The sequence below is a fragment of the Trinickia camelliae genome, assembly GCF_053525655.1.
Genome location: NZ_JBCHAA010000001.1, coordinates 292,058 through 308,123 on the forward strand (window position 1 = coordinate 292,058; position 16,066 = coordinate 308,123).

Here is a 16,066-nt window from a genome sequence, read left to right on the forward strand (position 1 = left end):
AAATGGGAATGGACCTGATCGATAGAAAGCTCCTCGAATTGCTTCAGGAGGATGCGACGATGCCGGTGGCGGAGTTGGCGCAGAAGGTCAATCTGTCTCAGACGCCTTGCTGGAAGCGCGTGCAGCGGCTCAAGGAGGCGGGCGTGATCCGGGCGCAGGTCGCGCTGTGCGATCCGCGCAAGCTCGGGGTGGGAACGACCGTGTTCGTCGCGGTGCGCACGAACCAGCACACCGAGGAATGGGCGCAGAACTTCACGCAGGCCGTGACGCAGATTCCGGAAGTGGTCGAGGTGTACCGGATGAGCGGCGAGACGGACTATCTGCTGCGCGTCGTGGTGTCGGATATCGACGATTACGACCGTGTCTACAAGCTCTTGATTCGCGCCGTGCCGCTTTACGACGTCAGTTCGAGCTTCGCGATGGAGCAGATCAAGTATTCGACGGCGCTGCCGGTGCGCGGGCCGGTGATGGATCACGGGCGATGATTTGGGCGGCTCTGGCTCGCTGCTGAAAAACGCAGGATTTGCCTCGACGCGCGGCGAGCGCAAGACCACGGCATGCGCATTGCTGCAAGGCTTTAGCAAGCCGCATGCGCGTAGAATGCCGGCTTCCTTATGTTTTAAGCACTCGCAAAGTCCGCACCATGAGCGATCCGCGCAGCAACAAGAATCCCACCGTTCGCATCGGCATTTTCATCGTGGTCGTCGTGCTGCTCGTGATCGCGACGCTGCTCTATAACGCCATTTCCCAAAAGCGCGAGTACGACCGCGAGAACGCACCGGCTAGCGATACCCCGGCTGCCGCTGCCGCGAGCGCCGCGACGGCGGCTTCGGCGACCGGAGCGTCGCAGTAGCGAACGCATGCCCCACGGGCGCTCGATTGCATGGAGGGCGCCTTGTCACTCCTGCGGCAGCCGGATCACGCCCGCATCCTTACGGATCAGAAACGACGCCGCCAGCATCTGCTTGCATTGGTGCGCGAGCAGCTTCACTTCCTGCGTGAGTTCCGGCGAGAACGCGTCCGACTTTTCGGCTTCCACCGCCATCAAGTCCAGTTCGCGCGTGAGCTGTTTCGTGATTTCCGTCTGATCGGCGGGCGGCTCACCGGTAAGCGCCTGCGACAGATTCTCGCGAACAGACGACAACGCCCGCTGCAGCGCCTGAAATCCGCCTCCTTCGTGCTGCATCGTATTGCGCAGAAGCGGTGCCGCCGCCGTGATCTGCGAAGCGAGCACATGGCTTTGCACGAGCAGATTGTTGATTTCGGCGACGAAGTACTGGTGCGCTTTCGGTTCGAGCATCATGCGGGCAAACGCCTGCCCGAGATTGGCGAACGCGACGTGCATGTGCTTGCGCGCCAGGCGGTAGCGGAAATCGCGGTCGTGCGCGGTGTTGGCCGCCGTGGACTTCGATGCGGCGGGCGTACTTGCCGCAGCCTCGACAGAATGGGCGTGCGCGCCAGGTCCGGTGGCGACGGCGCCTGCTGCAACCGGTTCCGAAGGCGCCGCGGCGGCGACCGGCTTTCCGCCCATCCACCAGCTCGCCTCGAGATACTGTCGCGTGGCCGAGACCATGTCCTTGATGAGCTTGCCCATCAGCCGGTATTCCCAATACGGGAACAGGCGGCTTGCTGCGATCGCGATCATGCAGCCGACGAAGGTGTCGATCGCGCGCTCTCCGATGATGCGCATGCTGCCCGGCGCGAGCAGATGGAATAGCAAGAGCACATACGACGACGTGAACACCACGCTCGCCGCATAGTTGAAGAGCAAGAGGCTGTAGCTCATCACCATCGACCCGAACATGATGACGAGCAGAATCCACGGGTCTTTGACGAGCAGCATCAGCGCGATACTCGCCGCGCAGCCGATCGCCGTGCCGACGATACGCTGCGCGTTGCGCTGCTTGGTGAGCGAATAGCCGGGCTTCAAGATGATGACGCTCGTCATCACGATCCAGTACGCGTTCGTCAGCGGCAGCAGGCGCCCGAGCCAGAAGCCGACGGCCACCGCGATCGTCACGCGCAGCGCGTGGCGGAAACTCGGCGAGGCCATTGTGAGATTCGAGAAGATCTGCCGGAACGGCACGCGGCGGCTCGAGATGAAACGCGAGAGGGTCTGGTCGATACGCATCTCGGTGTGCGTCGGCGGCTCTTCGCTCGTGAGGCTCTTCTTGATCTTGTCGATCAGTCGCGTGGCGCTCCAGATGCGCCGGAACGTGGCCGACACCGCCGCGTAGGCTTCCGGATTCTTGTTCGGCAGGTCGTGCTTGCGCATCTGATCGAGTTCGTATTCGATCGCGCGCAATTCGGCCTTCATGCTGATATGCGAATGCGGCGGCCGGTTTTGCAGCACGGCGAGCCCGATCTCGTCGAGGTCGCGCGCCGCCTTGCGGATCAGGTCGCGATAGAAAATCATCAGATCCGAGTTGCCGAACGTCTTGCGCACGAGCGGGTAGTCGGGGTGTGCGCCGACGAAGAGGTCGTGCAGGTCGACCGAATTGATGAACAGATTGAAGAGCACCGTGCGGCGCGGGTCGAGCTTGCCGCTCCTCAACTTCGGCAGGTTGCGCAGCACGATGTCGCGCGCGGCGTCCTGCATTTCGACCACGGCGATCTGCTTGGCGACGAGGTTACGGTAACACTCGTCGAGATCGGATTCGAGGTCGTAGAAATCGGCGCGCGCGAGCAGATAGTTCGCGCAGGCGAAGAGGCCCTCGGCGAGCGCCTGCTTTTCGATCCGGTACGCCTGCCAGCGCGATACGAGCGTCGCCCAGTACGTGTACCAGAGGCCGCCCGCAAGAATCCATCCCGCGTTGACGAGGGCCTGCATCGGCGTGAATTTGTCTTCGAGCGTCACGACCATCATGAACAGCGTGGCGAAGCTGATCTGCGGCCAGCGGTTGCCATACACGACGATGAGCGACAGCACGAACGTCAGCGGCACGACGGCGGCCCACAACGCAAGCACGTTGAACGTGGCGAGGCCGGTGGCGAGCGCGGACAGAAAGCCGATCACGCTGCACGCGAGCATTTCGTTGTGCTTGTACTTGAGCGGACCCGGCATGTCGACGACGCACGCGCCGAGCGCACCGGTGGCGATCGTGAAGCCGAGCTCCTGATTCTTGAAGACGATCAGGCACAGCACGGCCGGCAGCGAGACGCCGACGGCGATGCGCAGCCCGCCAAAGAAGTACTGGCTATATAGAAACTTTTTGATTTCGACCGAATAGCGCATCGATTGGGCTGGCAGACAACGGGGAAACGGGGGCGGTAAAGCGGACAGGCGGGCCTTGAGGGGCCACATCCCAGACTGGCGTCGAGTCTAACGTATTTTGCTGTCGCGAAAACTCGGCCGAACGGCCTAGTTTTTCGGCCTTTGCACCCTTTGCTATGCTGGCGCTTTCGTTCGGCGTGCGCGGCTCTCGCGAAGGTGTCTTTCACGCTGTTCCTCGCGCGCCGCACGCTTTCGCAAAGGCCCCATGCTCCAGCTTTTCTACTCGAACCGTTACGAAACTCTGGTTGACGCGCTGCTCGAAGATTTATCGGCGGCGCCGTCCGATCCATGGATCGCTCAGCAGATCATCGTGCCGAGCGCGGCGGTGCGGCGGCGGCTCGAGCTCGATATCGCCACGCGCCAGGGCGTGTGCTCGAACGTGAACTTCAGCTATCTGGCGCAATGGCTGTGGGCGCAGATCGGCGGCGTGATTCCGGTGCCCGCGCATTCGCCGCTGGCGCCCGACCGGCTCGTCTGGCGCTGCTATCGGCTGCTCGGCGAGGACCATGCCGACGGGCAATGGAATGCGTCGCCGCGTCTTTCGACCTATCTAGCGGCCGCCGACGCGCCGATGCGCTACGAGCTCGCACGGCGCGTCGCGACCGTGCTCGACCACTATCTGACTTACCGGCCCGAGTGGCTCACGCACTGGCAGCAGGGCGGGTCGATTTTCGCGGGAAGCGGCGACGCTTCGAGCGGCGCCGAGAGCCGCGGGCCGAACCTGCGCGGCGCCAGCGCCGCTGCGCGCGAGGACGAGCGCTGGCAGGCGGCGTTGTGGCGCGCGCTGCTCGCCGAGCTGGGCGGCGGCGCGGATGCCCGCTCGCTTGCCGCGGCCACGCCGCCCGCGTATTGCTTTCTCGCCGAGGCACGTTCGCTCGACCTCGATGCCGTGATGCGCGCGCGCTGGCCGGAGTCGGTCAGCGTATTCGCGCTGCCCACGATGCCGCCGCTTCATATCGCGCTGTTGCGCGAGCTGTCGCGCTGGATCGACGTGCGTCTTTACGCCATGAACCCGTGCCGCCAGTTCTGGTTCGACATCGTGAGCGAAGGGCGCATCGAAGCGCTCGATGCGGCTGGCCAGCTCGACTATCAGGAAGTCGGCCACCCGCTGCTCGCGGAGTGGGGGCGGCAGACTCAGGCGCAGTTGCACATGCTGCATGAACTGACCGAGAGCGCCGCGTCGGCAGAGGCCACGCGCTACGCCGAAAACCCCGCGTCGACGTGGCTCGCGAAAGTGCAGAACGCAATTTTGGACCTCGAGCTGGAAGCCGAGGCGGAGGCGGCCGATGGCGAAGTACCCGGCGAGCGCGGCATCGAGGTTCATGTCTGCCACAGCCTGTCGCGTCAGCTCGAAGTGCTGCATGACCGCTTGCTCGCCTGGTTCAACGAGTTCGACGATCTCGCGCCGTCCGATGTGCTCGTCGCGTGCCCCGATCTCGCGGCGGCCGGGCCGTTGATCGATGCAGTGTTCGGGACCACGGCGGGCGGTGCCGCGAGCGATGGGCGTCGAGTGCCCTATCGCATCACCGGCTTGCCGCCCTCGCAGGCGAATCCGATCGCGCGTGTCCTGCTCGACTGGCTCGCGCTTGCCGAGCGCAGTGTCGGTGCGCCGGAGCTGGTCGAATGGCTGCGCGTCGATGCGGTGGCGGCGCGCTACGGCATCGATGCCGCCGCGCTTGAAACCGCGCAGGAATGGCTCGCCGCCGCAGGCGCCCGGCGCGGCCTGGCTCCGACGGTGCCGGCGGACGAGGCGGTGCCCGTCGCGCGCCATACGTTCTCCGATGCGCTCACGCGGCTCTTTCTCGGCTACGCGATGCCCGAAGGCGGCGAGCCGGTCGATGCGTGGCTGCCGGTCGATGGCGCGAGCGGCTCCGAAGGCGAGCTGCTCGGGCGGCTCGCGCGCTTCGTCGACGATCTCGACGGCTTTGCGCGCCGCACGTCGCAAGCTCTGACGCCGCAAGCGTGGAGCGATTTGCTGCTCGACGCGCTCGCGCGATGCTTCGATCCCGGCATCGCGTTTGCCGATTCGCTCGCCGACGTGCGCGACGCGATCAATGCGCTCGTCGACGTGATGCGCGAGGGCGCGCAGGAGGTCGAGCTGCCCGCGGCCGTCGTGCGCGCGGCGCTTACCGAAGCGCTCGACGACCCGGCACGCGGCGGCGTGCCGTGGGGCGGCGTCACGTTCTCTTCGCTCACGAGCTTGCGCGGCTTGCCGTATCGCGTCGTGTGTCTGATCGGGATGGACGACGGCGTGCTGCCGAGCCTCGCGCGCGCCGACGAATTCGATCTGATGGCGGCGTTCGGCAAGCTCGGCGACCGGCAACGGCGCGACGACGAGCGCAATCTGTTTCTCGACTTGCTGCTCGCCGCGCGCGACCGGCTGTTCATTGGCTACACAGGGCGCAGCATTCGCGACAACGCGGCATTGCCGCCGGCCGCGCTCGTCGACGAATTGCTCGACCATCTCGCGAAGATATCGGCAGGGCCGGACGCGGCGCCCGCGCAAGTCGACGAGGCGCGGCGCGCGTTCATCGTCGACCATCCGCTGCAGCCGTTCGCGGCAGAGTACTTCGAGGGTAAAAGTACCGACGGCAACAGCGGGCTCTTCACATACGACGCCGAGCGCGCCGTACTGGCTGAACGCATCGCGAGCGGCGAGCGCGATGCTGTCCTTCCGTTCTTCGCCGATCCACTGCCGCTCGAAGCCGCCGAATCGATTGCATTCGACGAATTTCAGCGCTTCTGGCGGCACCCGGCTCGCGCGCTTCTGCGCGACAGGCTCGGCATCGTGCTCGCCGATGCGCAGGGCGAGCTGATCGATACGGAGCCGTTCGATCTCGACTATGCGGGGCGCGATGCGCTCGCCGAGCGCTTGCTGCCGGCGCTGCTCGAAGCCGACGACGCCACCGTGGCGGCGCGCGTGCAGCGCGTAGCCGTTGCAAGCCCGGAGCTGCCGGGCGGCGCGACCGGTGCGGTCTGGCGCAACCGCGAGCTGAGCGCGCTGAGAAGGCTCGCCGACAACGTGCGCGGCGAACTCGCGTCAGGCATCGAGCGTCTGCCGTTCGTGCTCGATCTCACGCCGCGCTGGCCCGATACGGGCGGCGTCGAACTTTTCGGCATTCACGACGCGGCACTGCGCGAGAGGCTGGAGGCGACCCGCGTGCCGCTCGCCATGCACGGCACGCTGAACCTTCTCACCGAAACCGGACAAGTGATCTTTCGCTATGCAAGCGCGACCGCGCGCGACTATCTGTCGGCGTGGCTCGCCCACCTGGTCTATTGCGCGGTGCGTCCCGACGGGCCGCGCCGCACCGTCTGGCACGGCGGCAAAGAGAGCTTCGAGCTGACGCCGGTCGCAGCACCGCTGGACCACCTCGCGCCGCTCGCCGCGCTCTTCATCGCGGGCCGCGCGCTGCCGTTGCGGTTTTTCCCGAAGAGCGCCTGGGCCAAAGTCAGCGATAGCGATTCCGCCGCGCTCGGCGCGTGGATCAACGACCGCGTGCGCGGCGAATCGGACGACCCGGCGCTACGCATCGCGTGGCGCGGCGCGAACTTGTCGCTCGACGAGCCGTTTCCGACGCTCGCGCACCTCGTGTTCGATCCGCTGATCAAGCATGTGAGGAGCGGGAACGACGACCCCCACGCTCACTATCGTTCGCTGCCCCCCGAGGGGGCTGATGCCTCCCTTGGGGCGGCCCGGCGGGAGGCATCATGAGCGACATCCGCTTCACTTCCCCCTCGCTGCCCGCGCAGGAGCTCGACGTCTTCGCCTGCGAACTCGACGGCGTGAACCAGATCGAGGCGTCGGCGGGCACCGGCAAGACCTGGAACATCTGCGCGCTCTACGTGCGCTTGCTGCTCGAGAAGAATTTCAACGCCGACCAGATCCTCGTCGTTACCTTCACGAAGGCCGCGACCGCCGAGCTGCACGAGCGGATTCGTGGCCGGCTGGCCGAGCTCGAGCGCGCGATCGAAACGGGCGACGACGGCGGCGACCCGTTCATCGCGCGTTTGTTCGAGACGACGCTCGCCGCCGGCGGCGGCATCGAGCCGGAGGCGGCGCAAAAGCGCGTGCGGCGCGCGCTGCGCACGTTCGATCAGGCGGCGATTCACACGATCCACGCGTTTTGCCAGCGTGCGCTGCAAGAGGCGCCGTTCGCCGCCGCGATGCCGTTCGCGTTCGAGATGGAGACCGACGACGCGTCGTTGCGCTTCGAGCTGGCCGCCGATTTCTGGCGCGAGCGTGTCGAGCCGGTGGCGGCGGCTCATCCCGCGTTTGCGTCGTGGCTCGTGGCGAAGCGGGCGGGGCCGATAACGCTCGACGAGCAGTTGGCGCGCCGTTTGAAGAAACCGCTCGCGCTGTTGCGCTGGGGCGGACCGGACGCCGACTCCGCAGCGAACGATGCGGCGCGCACGGCAGAACGTTTCGATGAAGCCCGAGCGCTTTGGCAAGCGGAGCGCGACGCGATCGTCAAGCTGCTCGACGCAGCGCAAGCGGTGCTCAAGCAAACCACGCACAAACCCGATGCGGTGAGCGCCGCGATCGAAGCGTGGTCCGCGTATTTCGACGAAGGCGATTGCCATGCCGCGCCGCCGCGCGCCGCGTTGAAGCTCACGCAGGAGGCGCTGAAAAAGGCGACGAAGGTCAAGCAGGCGCCGCCCGAGCATCCGTTCTTTACGCTCGCCGACGATTTGACAGCCGCGCTCGACGCCGCCGAAGCCGCGCATCGCGCACGTTGGCTCGAACTCATTGCAGCGTGGCTCGACGAGGCGCCTGCCGCGCTCGCGACGATGAAGCGCACGCGGCGCGTCGTGTCGTTCGACGACCTGTTGTCGAATCTATACAGCGCGCTCGCCGCGCACCCGTGGCTCGCCGACGCATTGCGCGCGCGCTACCCGGCAGCGCTCATCGACGAGTTCCAGGACACCGATCCGTTGCAGTTCGCGATCTTCCAGCGGATCTTTGCGCAGGGTCCCGGCACACCAGGTCCGCTGTTCCTGGTCGGCGACCCGAAGCAGGCGATCTACAGTTTTCGCGCGGCCGATCTGCACACCTATCTCGCGGCGCGCGCGTCGGCGTCGGAGCGTTACACGCTCGCGGTCAACCAGCGCTCGACGCGGCCAATCGTCGACGCGTGCAATCGCATCTTCGGCGCCAACCCGCAGGCTTTCGTGCTCGATGGGCTCGACTATCAGCCGGTGCGCTCGGGTTCGCGCGAGCGGCCGCCGCTGGTGGATGACGCGCAAGGGGCGGCTGACGCCGGCGACTTCCGCGTCTGGCTGCTGCCCGAGGGCGACGCCGTGCTGCAAAAGCGCGAGGCGCAGCGGCAGGCAGCCGAAGCGTGCGCGGCCGAGATCGTGCGGCTCATGCGCGGCGCGCGCGAGGGCACGGTGACGATCGGCGGCGAGCCGCTCGCACCGGCTCGCATTGCCGTGCTCGTGCAGACCCACAAGCAAGGCAGCCTCGTGAAACGCGTGCTGGCGGCGTGGGGTGTCGGCAGCGTGGAGCTGGCGCAGGCGTCGGTGTTCGGGACGCTCGACGCCGAACAGATCGAGCGCGTGCTGGCCGCGATCGATACGCCCGGCGACTTGCGGCGTCTGCGTGCCGCGCTCGCGACCGATTGGTTCGGGCTCGACGCCGCCGCGCTGTGGCGCCTTGAACAAGCCGCCGATGCGTCCGATTCCGCGCAGTCCTTCGAGCCATCCGCAATCACCGATGCCGCCGACGCCATGAGCTGGGTCGAGCGTTTTTCACGCTACCGCGCGCTGTGGCACGAGCGCGGCTTCGCGCTCATGTGGCGCACGCTGATGCGCGAATTGCGCGTGGGCGAACGGCTCGTCGCGGGCGCGGATGGCGAGCGGCGGCTGACCGACGTCAATCATCTGGCCGAACTGGTGCAGGCGCGCGCGGCCACTCAGCCCGGGATCGCGCCGACGCTGCGCTGGCTCGCCGCGCAACGCGAAGCGGGCGGCGGCGACGAAGCGCAGTTGCGGCTCGAATCGGATCGCAACCTCGTGCAGATCGTGACCGTGCACAAGTCGAAGGGGCTGGAGTACGCGGTGGTGTTCTGTCCGTTCCTCAACGATGGGGCGCTGCGCGAGCCGCCCGCGTCCGGCCTGCCCGATGCGCGCGAATATCACGACGAGGCGGGCATGGCCGTGCTGCACTACGGCTGCGACGGCGAGGAGGCCGAACGCGCCGAGCGCGATGCGGTGCGAGAGCAGGCCGCCGAGCGCGCGCGGCTTGTCTATGTGGCGCTCACGCGGGCCGTGTACCGCTGCTATCTGGTGGCGGGCACCTATCTCTCGTCGCGCTCGACGAAGGAGTCGCGCCGCAGCGTGCTGAACTGGCTCATCGCCGGCAGCGGCCAGGCGTTCGACGCGTGGCTCAGCGACCCGCCCGAGGAAGGCGCGCTCGCCGCGAGCTGGCAGGCGCTCGCGGGCGGTCCGATCAGCTTGGCTCCGTTGCCTTCGCCGCCGCGGCGCGAACCGCTGCAAAACGAACACGCTCGCGGGCGGCGGCTGACGGCCCGCACGAGCCGTCGTACCTTGCATGACGCATGGCGGATCGCGAGCTTCAGTTCGCTGATTGCAGCGGGGGCGCGGCATGAGACGGGCGGCCCGGAGCTCGACGAGGCGCGTCCCGATCACGACGAACTCGCCGAGGCGGCGGCGCTCGCGCGTGCCGATCAAGCCGAACCCGCGGCAGCGCAGCGAGCGGCGGCGCAAATGCCCGCTGCACCGGCCATTCCCGCCGACGACATCCTCCTGTTCCCGCGCGGCGCCGCAGCGGGCGAGTGCCTGCACCGGCTGCTCGAACTGGCCGACTTTGCCGTTCCGGCAAGCTGGCCGCAGGCGATCGAACGCGCGCTGCGCGAGCGTCCGGCGCCGGCCACGCAAGAAGAGGCGCAGCGCTTGCCGGAGATGATGGCGAAATTCCTCGCCGATATCGTCGCGACTGAACTCGTCCCGGGCATGACGCTCGCCGCGCTGAACCCTGAGCGCCGCCTTAATGAACTGGCGTTCCTGTTTGCTGCACCGGCCCTGGATTTCGCGGCGTTGCGGCGCTTGCTCGCGGCCAACGGCTACCCCGATACCGCGCTCGAACCGGGGGCGTTGTCCGGTTTCGTCAAAGGATTCATCGACATGATCGTCGAACACGACGGCCGCTATTGGATCGTCGACTGGAAGTCGAACCATCTCGGCACGACGCCCGAGCAGTACGATGCGGCGGCGCTCGACATCGCGATGGCTGAGCACGCTTATCACTTGCAGGCGCTGCTTTATACCGTCGCGCTGCATCGCTATCTGAAGGCGCGTAAGGCGAACTACAGCTACGACGCCCATATCGGCGGCTATCTGTATTTGTTCGTGCGTGGCGTGCGGCCTACATGGCGTGATGGCGCGGCGCCTGCGGGCGTGCATGCGCGCACGCCGGGGCGCTCGCTCGTCGAAGCGCTGGATACGCTGATGGGCGGAGGGGCAGCATGAGCGAGACACGTCAAGCCACGTCAAACGCTGCCACAAGCGCCGCGCAGGCCGGCGCAGCCGACCCCGCCGATTTCAGCACGGCGCTTGCGGAAGGCTTCGCGCGGCGCATCGGCGTGTTGTCGCGGCGCTTGGGCGCCGACGGCGGAAGCGTGCGCTGGGCGCAACGCGCTGCGTTCGCCGCGAGCCGCGCGACGACTGCCGGACACGTCTGCGTGCCGCTTGCGAGGCTTGCGCGCCGCTATGGCGAACCGCTGGCCGACGTGCGCGCGGCGCTGTTCGCGAGCGGCGTAGTCTCGGGCGGCGCGGAAGACGCGGCGGCGCTGCGTCCGCTCGTGATCGACGAAGCCGGGCGCTTGTATCTCGCGCGCTATTTCGACTACGAACGGCGGCTCGCAACGGCGCTCGTCGAGCATGTGCAGGCACGCGAATCACCAGATCATTCGGAATCCTCTTCACAGGATGTCGAAGGGTACGGCGACGCCAAGGCGCTCCAAGCCCGCTTGCTGCGCTACTTCGGTCCGCCGCAGGACGACGAAGTCGACTGGCAGCGCGTCGCCGCCGTGGCCGCCTTGTCGGGCCGTCTCACGATCGTGAGCGGCGGTCCCGGCACGGGCAAGACGACGACGGTCGTCGGCGTGCTCGCTTGTCTGATCGACGAAAACCCGGGCTTGCGCATCGCGCTGGCCGCGCCAACGGGCAAGGCCGCGCAGCGCATGCAGGAGGCGTTGCTCGCGCAGTCCGGCAAGCTGCCCGCCGAGATCGCGGCGCGCCTGCCGCAGACCTCGCACACGCTGCACCGGCTGCTGGGCTCGGGGCCGAACGGACGTTTCAGACATCATCGCGGCAATCCGCTGCCGTATGACGTGGTGGTGGTCGACGAGGCGTCGATGATCGACGTCGCGATGGCCGTGCATCTCGTCGATGCGCTCGCGCCCGATACGCGTCTCGTGATGCTCGGCGACAAGGACCAGCTCGCGGCCGTCGAAGCCGGCGCGGTGTTTGCGGAACTGAGCGCGCGGCCTGCGTTCAGCGCGCCGGGTGTCGCGCGGGTCGCGCAAGCGCTTGGAATCGACGAAGGACGGTTCGCGGCGGCGCTGGACCATGGCACGGATGATGTTGAACCGTACGCTGCGGAGTCGGTATTCGATGACGAGGCTTTCTTCGCGGCGTCGGATGACACCGAGCCGCTTGCCTGGTTCGACGAGCCGGATCGTGTACTCGACGATGATTTCGTCGACCCTAGCAATGAGGACGCGCCTACAGCTATCGATCGCCGCACTCCTGCATCCACGCCATTGACCGACTGCGTCATCTGGCTCGAACGCAACTATCGATTCGGACTGGATTCGCCGGTCGGGCGGCTCTCGGTGGCGATCCGGCATGGCGACGTCGGCGGCGCACTCGACGCGTTGTCGATCGATCCCGAGACGCCGAGCGCCGCTGCGCTATACGAAGACGCAGGGCCGACGCTTTCCGAGCGCACGGTGGCGCGTCTTGCGCAAGGTTTCGCGCCCTACGCGCAAGCGCTTGCCGACGCGCTGTCTCAACGCACGCCGGACCCCGCACCGCTCTTCGACGCGCTGAACCGCTTTCGCGTGTTGTGCGCGACGCGCGCGGGGGCGCGCGGCGTCGATCAGTTGAACACGTTGATGGCCGCGCACGTGCGGCGCGCCGCGGGCGTGCCGCTTGGCGTCGGCGCGAGCTGGTTCGCCGGCCGTCCGGTGATGGTGACGCGCAACGACTATGCGTTGGGCCTCTTCAACGGCGATATCGGCATCGCGCTGCCCGCTGCGGGAGCGGGAGCGGAGGGCGCGCTGCGCGTTTATTTTCGAGCGGCCGATGGCAGCCTGCGAGCCGTGTCGCCCGCCGCGCTGCCGCCGCACGACACCGCGTTCGCGCTGACGGTTCACAAGTCGCAGGGGTCCGAGTTCGATCATGCGGTGCTGGTGCTGCCGGGCACGGCGAGCCGCGTGCTATCGCGCGAATTGGTGTATACAGCCGTCACGCGCGCGCGTCGCGCAGTGCAGGTGATCGGCTCGCGAGCGGTGCTGAGCCAGGCGATCGCGACGCCGACGCAGCGCGATTCGGGCCTCGCCGCGCGCATCGCGGCGGCGCTGCGCGAACCCACGTAACGACTGACCAAACCATGACTCTGCGCTATAGCCTCGCACCGAGCGAGATCGAGTTGACCGCTGTTCGCGCCCAAGGCGCGGGCGGGCAGAACGTCAATAAAGTGTCGAGCGCGATTCATCTGCGCTTCGACATCCGCGCGTCGTCGCTGCCCGAAGTCTTGAAGATGCGGCTGCTTGCGCTGTCCGATCATCGGATTACGCGCGACGGCGTCGTCATCATCAAGGCGCAAGAGCATCGCACTCAAGAGATGAATCGCGCGGCGGCGCTGGCGCGTCTCGACGAGCTGATCCGCAGCGTGAGCGTGACGCGCCGCGCGCGCGTCGCGACCAAACCGACGCGCGCGTCGACGGCGCGACGTCTCGATGGCAAGACCCATCGCGGTGCGATCAAGGCCGGGCGCGGCCGGGTAACGGACTAACGCGCTGAATAACGCGCGAGCGACTCGTCCGCTCAATCGAGGGCAAGCGGGGCGGCGTACGAGTCAAGTCCCGTCCGCATGGACGGGCGTGTGCGCTTCCATCAGAAAGTCGACGCAGAACACGTCGAGCGCGCCGTTCAAGGTGACGGCGACGGCGGCGGTATAGCAATCCTTGCCGTCCGATGGCGAGAAGTGCGGGCCCATCACCGCGACGCGGCCGGGCGACGCGAGCGCGCGCTTGAAGTACGCGCGCCGCGACCAGTTGCTGTGGATGTCCGGAAAAAGCGGCGCAAGGCGCTCGGGCCGCAGCGCGCCGGCTGCGGCGATCGACGGGCGCTGCTGCTCGCCGTGCGCGTCGATCACGAATACGCGCCGCGCTTCGGGCACGCGAAACGCGCGCTCCGCGGCCTGGGCGAGATCGCCGCTCGCCTCGTAGGCGCGCGCGGCGGTGAGCACCGCCGCTTCGAAGCCCGTGCACGAGCGCAATTTGCTGCTCGAATGGGGCTTTGCCCGCGAGTTGAAGCGCTCCCACATCGTTTCGATGAGCGCGGGGGTGGCCGCGTTCGCAGCATCGATCGACGCCTGCGGGCGGGCGAGCCAGAAGCCCTGCACGAAATCGATGTCGGCGCTCATCAGCGTCATCAGCTCGGCCTCGGTTTCGATGCCTTCGGCGAGCACCATCGCGCCCGCGCGATGCAGCATCGTGACGAGATGCGTGACGAACTGATGATCGCTGCCTGTGCTCGCGATCCGAGTGACGAGCGAGCGGTCGAGCTTCACGATGTCCGGCCGGAACTGCCAGACGCGATCGAAGTTCGAAAGGCCCGTGCCGAAATCGTCGATCGCAATCAGGAAGTCGCGTTCGCGCAGCATCTCGACGGTCTGCGCAAGCAGCGCTTCGTCGTTGGCGGGCTGCTCGAGCACTTCGATCACGACGCGGCTGTGAGGCATGCCGAAGTGCGCGCACAGTTCGTCGACGAAGGTGTGGTGCGGCCAGCCCATCTGGAAGAGCCGCGGCAGCGCGTTGACGAAGAGCCAGTCAGTCGCGACGTTCTGCTCGGCGAAGTTGGCGAAATGCAGGCACCGCGTGAGTCGTTCCAGCGTCAGCGCCGCGCCGAACGATTGCGCCGCGCCGAACAATTCGTCAGGCGTGATCGCGCGGCCGTCGGCGGCGGTTGCGCGCAACAAGGCTTCGTGACCGACGATGCGCTTGTGCGCAATTGACAGCACCGGCTGGAACGCCGAGCGCAACGTGACTGATTCGTGGATGGCGTACCAGCCGGTTTCGTCGCGTTGGAGCCGTGGCAGGAGGCCTGCGAGCGTGAGATCGCGTCTCGTGGTCATGAGAATGCACGCTCGCAGGAGGGACGCATCGGGGATTCGTCGCGGCTCGCTGCATAAAAGCGGCGATACGTGACGCGGGCCACATGGGCATTTAATTCGTACGAGAACTCGTGAACGAAGAGGCTAGCCATGCCGGACTCCGCTGAGGCACTGCGTTTCGAGTGTAACAAAGCGGCTGTTGCATGGGACCGGGGTAAGCGTTAAAGCACTCACTCCGGTCGACAGGCAATCGATGGACGTCAGGGTAAGTCCAGACCCGAACGAAACTATGTGCGATCGGGTACGGTGGCGAAGGATTGGCGGATCGGGGAAGGGTGTTTCCTTATGCGGCAGCGAACTTGAAAAGCGCTACGACACTTTTCCTGTCGTGCGCCGCCACGGCATGCCTTTGATGAAGCCCGTCGCGAGCGCGGTGCCGAGCAGCACGATCGCGCAGCCTTCGAGCATCGCCGGCGAGACGCGCTCGTTGAGGAACAGCGCGCCCCACAGAATGCCGAAGATCGGGATCACGAAGGTCACGGTCATTGCGCGCGCAGGTCCGGCCACATTGAGCAGATGGAAGTAGAGGAAGTACGCGATGCCCGTGCAGGCCACGCCGAGCGCAAGGACCGCGCCCCACGCGTGCCACGAGACCGGCGCGGCCGGCCACGTGAGGAGCGCGAACGGCAGCAGCACGATCGTCGAGCCGGTCATGCTGCCCGCCGCGAGCGTGAGCGCATCGACGCCGTTCAAGTGGCGCTTCGTGTAGTTCGCGGCGATGCCATAGCACAGCGTCGCGGCCATGGCGGCAGCTGCTGCGAGTGCGCTCGCCATGGGCGTCGCCGCGCCGTTGACGTGCGGCGCCGCGATCTGATCCCACACGAGCGTGAGCACACCCGCGAAGCCGATTGCGAGACCTAACGCACGCGGTGCGTTCAAGCGGTCCTTCAGCCAGACGAAGGCGACGAGCGCGCCCCAGAGCGGCGTCGTTGCATTGATGACGGACGTCACGCCCGCCGACAGCGTCAACTCGGCAAACGCGAACAGGCAAAACGGCGCGCCCGAATTGAGCACGCCGAGGATCACGAGCGGCACAGCGTGCTGCTTCAACACGCTCAACGCTTCGCGCGGCGGCTTGCGCGCGAACAGCAAGCCGAGCAGGAAGAGCGCGCCGATCGCGACACGCAGCGCCATCAGCGGCGCCACTCCGAATTCGGTCACACCGACGCGAATAAACAGGAACGACGCGCCCCACAGTGCGGCGAGCACCAAGAGCTGGACAGCGTTTTGGAGTTTCATCGAGAGGCGTATTGAAGCGATCGGGACGGGATGCGCTCGCATCTTATCACCGGCTCGCCGCCGATATTTCACGCCGAGATGAAACAGCAAGAAACAGCAAATTTCGCCACGAAGGGGCTTGCCAAGGC

At 66.9% G+C, this 16,066-nt stretch carries 9 protein-coding genes; 6 read left to right on the plus strand and 3 right to left on the minus strand.

Annotated features, from left to right (window positions below):
* The first annotated feature begins 2 nt into the window (after positions 1–2).
* Positions 3–485 carry an Lrp/AsnC family transcriptional regulator gene (locus tag AAHK20_RS01390; protein ID WP_449179638.1) on the plus strand — a complete coding sequence of 161 codons (483 nt, stop codon included), beginning with the start codon at positions 3–5 and terminating at the stop codon, positions 483–485.
* 158 nt (positions 486–643) lie between these two features.
* Positions 644–853: a hypothetical protein gene (locus AAHK20_RS01395; RefSeq protein ID WP_449179639.1), complete on the plus strand. Its 210-nt coding sequence runs from the start codon at positions 644–646 to the stop codon at positions 851–853.
* Between the two features lie 45 nt (positions 854–898).
* On the opposite strand, the gene AAHK20_RS01400 is transcribed toward AAHK20_RS01395, so the two are convergent.
* The gene (locus AAHK20_RS01400; protein WP_449179640.1) at positions 899–3,235 is read right to left on the minus strand and encodes an FUSC family protein; all 2,337 of its coding nucleotides are present in this window, start codon (positions 3,233–3,235) and stop codon (positions 899–901) included.
* A gap of 244 nt (positions 3,236–3,479) precedes the next feature.
* Here AAHK20_RS01400 and recC point away from each other — a divergent pair, with 244 nt between their 5' ends.
* From recC to arfB, 4 genes are read left to right on the plus strand one after another with little or no spacing between them, the layout of a single operon-like run.
* Complete coding sequence (gene recC, locus AAHK20_RS01405; protein WP_449179641.1) at positions 3,480–6,989, plus strand: exodeoxyribonuclease V subunit gamma; 3,510 nt, start codon at positions 3,480–3,482, stop codon at positions 6,987–6,989.
* On the plus strand, positions 6,986–10,765 hold the full coding sequence (recB, locus tag AAHK20_RS01410) for an exodeoxyribonuclease V subunit beta (RefSeq protein WP_449179642.1): 3,780 nt from the start codon (positions 6,986–6,988) through the stop codon (positions 10,763–10,765). Before recC ends, recB begins: the two co-directional genes overlap by 4 nt.
* Positions 10,762–12,897: an AAA family ATPase gene (locus tag AAHK20_RS01415; protein ID WP_449179643.1), complete on the plus strand. Its 2,136-nt coding sequence runs from the start codon at positions 10,762–10,764 to the stop codon at positions 12,895–12,897. The genes recB and AAHK20_RS01415 overlap by 4 nt, the downstream gene beginning before the upstream one ends.
* Before the next feature lie 14 nt (positions 12,898–12,911).
* Positions 12,912–13,316: an alternative ribosome rescue aminoacyl-tRNA hydrolase ArfB gene (gene arfB, locus AAHK20_RS01420; RefSeq protein WP_449179644.1), complete on the plus strand. Its 405-nt coding sequence runs from the start codon at positions 12,912–12,914 to the stop codon at positions 13,314–13,316.
* A 63-nt stretch (positions 13,317–13,379) separates the two neighbouring features.
* On the opposite strand, the gene AAHK20_RS01425 is transcribed toward arfB, so the two are convergent.
* Positions 13,380–14,660, minus strand: a complete 1,281-nt coding sequence (locus AAHK20_RS01425; RefSeq protein ID WP_449179645.1) for a sensor domain-containing phosphodiesterase — start codon at positions 14,658–14,660, stop codon at positions 13,380–13,382.
* Between the two features lie 348 nt (positions 14,661–15,008).
* A complete protein-coding gene (locus tag AAHK20_RS01430; RefSeq protein ID WP_449179646.1) occupies positions 15,009–15,938 on the minus strand; it encodes a DMT family transporter in 930 nt (309 codons plus the stop codon).
* Between the last annotated feature and the right edge of the window lie 128 nt (positions 15,939–16,066).

Excerpts from the sequence above, each read along its gene's own strand:
- recC (WP_449179641.1), top strand. The coding sequence starts at position 3,480 with ATGCTCCAGCTTTTCTACTCGAACCGTTACGAAACTCTGGTTGACGCG.
- AAHK20_RS01415 (WP_449179643.1), top strand. The coding sequence starts at position 10,762 with ATGAGCGAGACACGTCAAGCCACGTCAAACGCTGCCACAAGCGCCGCG.
- arfB (WP_449179644.1), top strand. The coding sequence starts at position 12,912 with ATGACTCTGCGCTATAGCCTCGCACCGAGCGAGATCGAGTTGACCGCT.
- AAHK20_RS01395 (WP_449179639.1), top strand. The coding sequence starts at position 644 with ATGAGCGATCCGCGCAGCAACAAGAATCCCACCGTTCGCATCGGCATT.
- AAHK20_RS01425 (WP_449179645.1), bottom strand. The coding sequence starts at position 14,660 with ATGACCACGAGACGCGATCTCACGCTCGCAGGCCTCCTGCCACGGCTC.
- AAHK20_RS01400 (WP_449179640.1), bottom strand. The coding sequence starts at position 3,235 with ATGCGCTATTCGGTCGAAATCAAAAAGTTTCTATATAGCCAGTACTTC.
- AAHK20_RS01390 (WP_449179638.1), top strand. The coding sequence starts at position 3 with ATGGGAATGGACCTGATCGATAGAAAGCTCCTCGAATTGCTTCAGGAG.
- AAHK20_RS01430 (WP_449179646.1), bottom strand. The coding sequence starts at position 15,938 with ATGAAACTCCAAAACGCTGTCCAGCTCTTGGTGCTCGCCGCACTGTGG.
- recB (WP_449179642.1), top strand. The coding sequence starts at position 6,986 with ATGAGCGACATCCGCTTCACTTCCCCCTCGCTGCCCGCGCAGGAGCTC.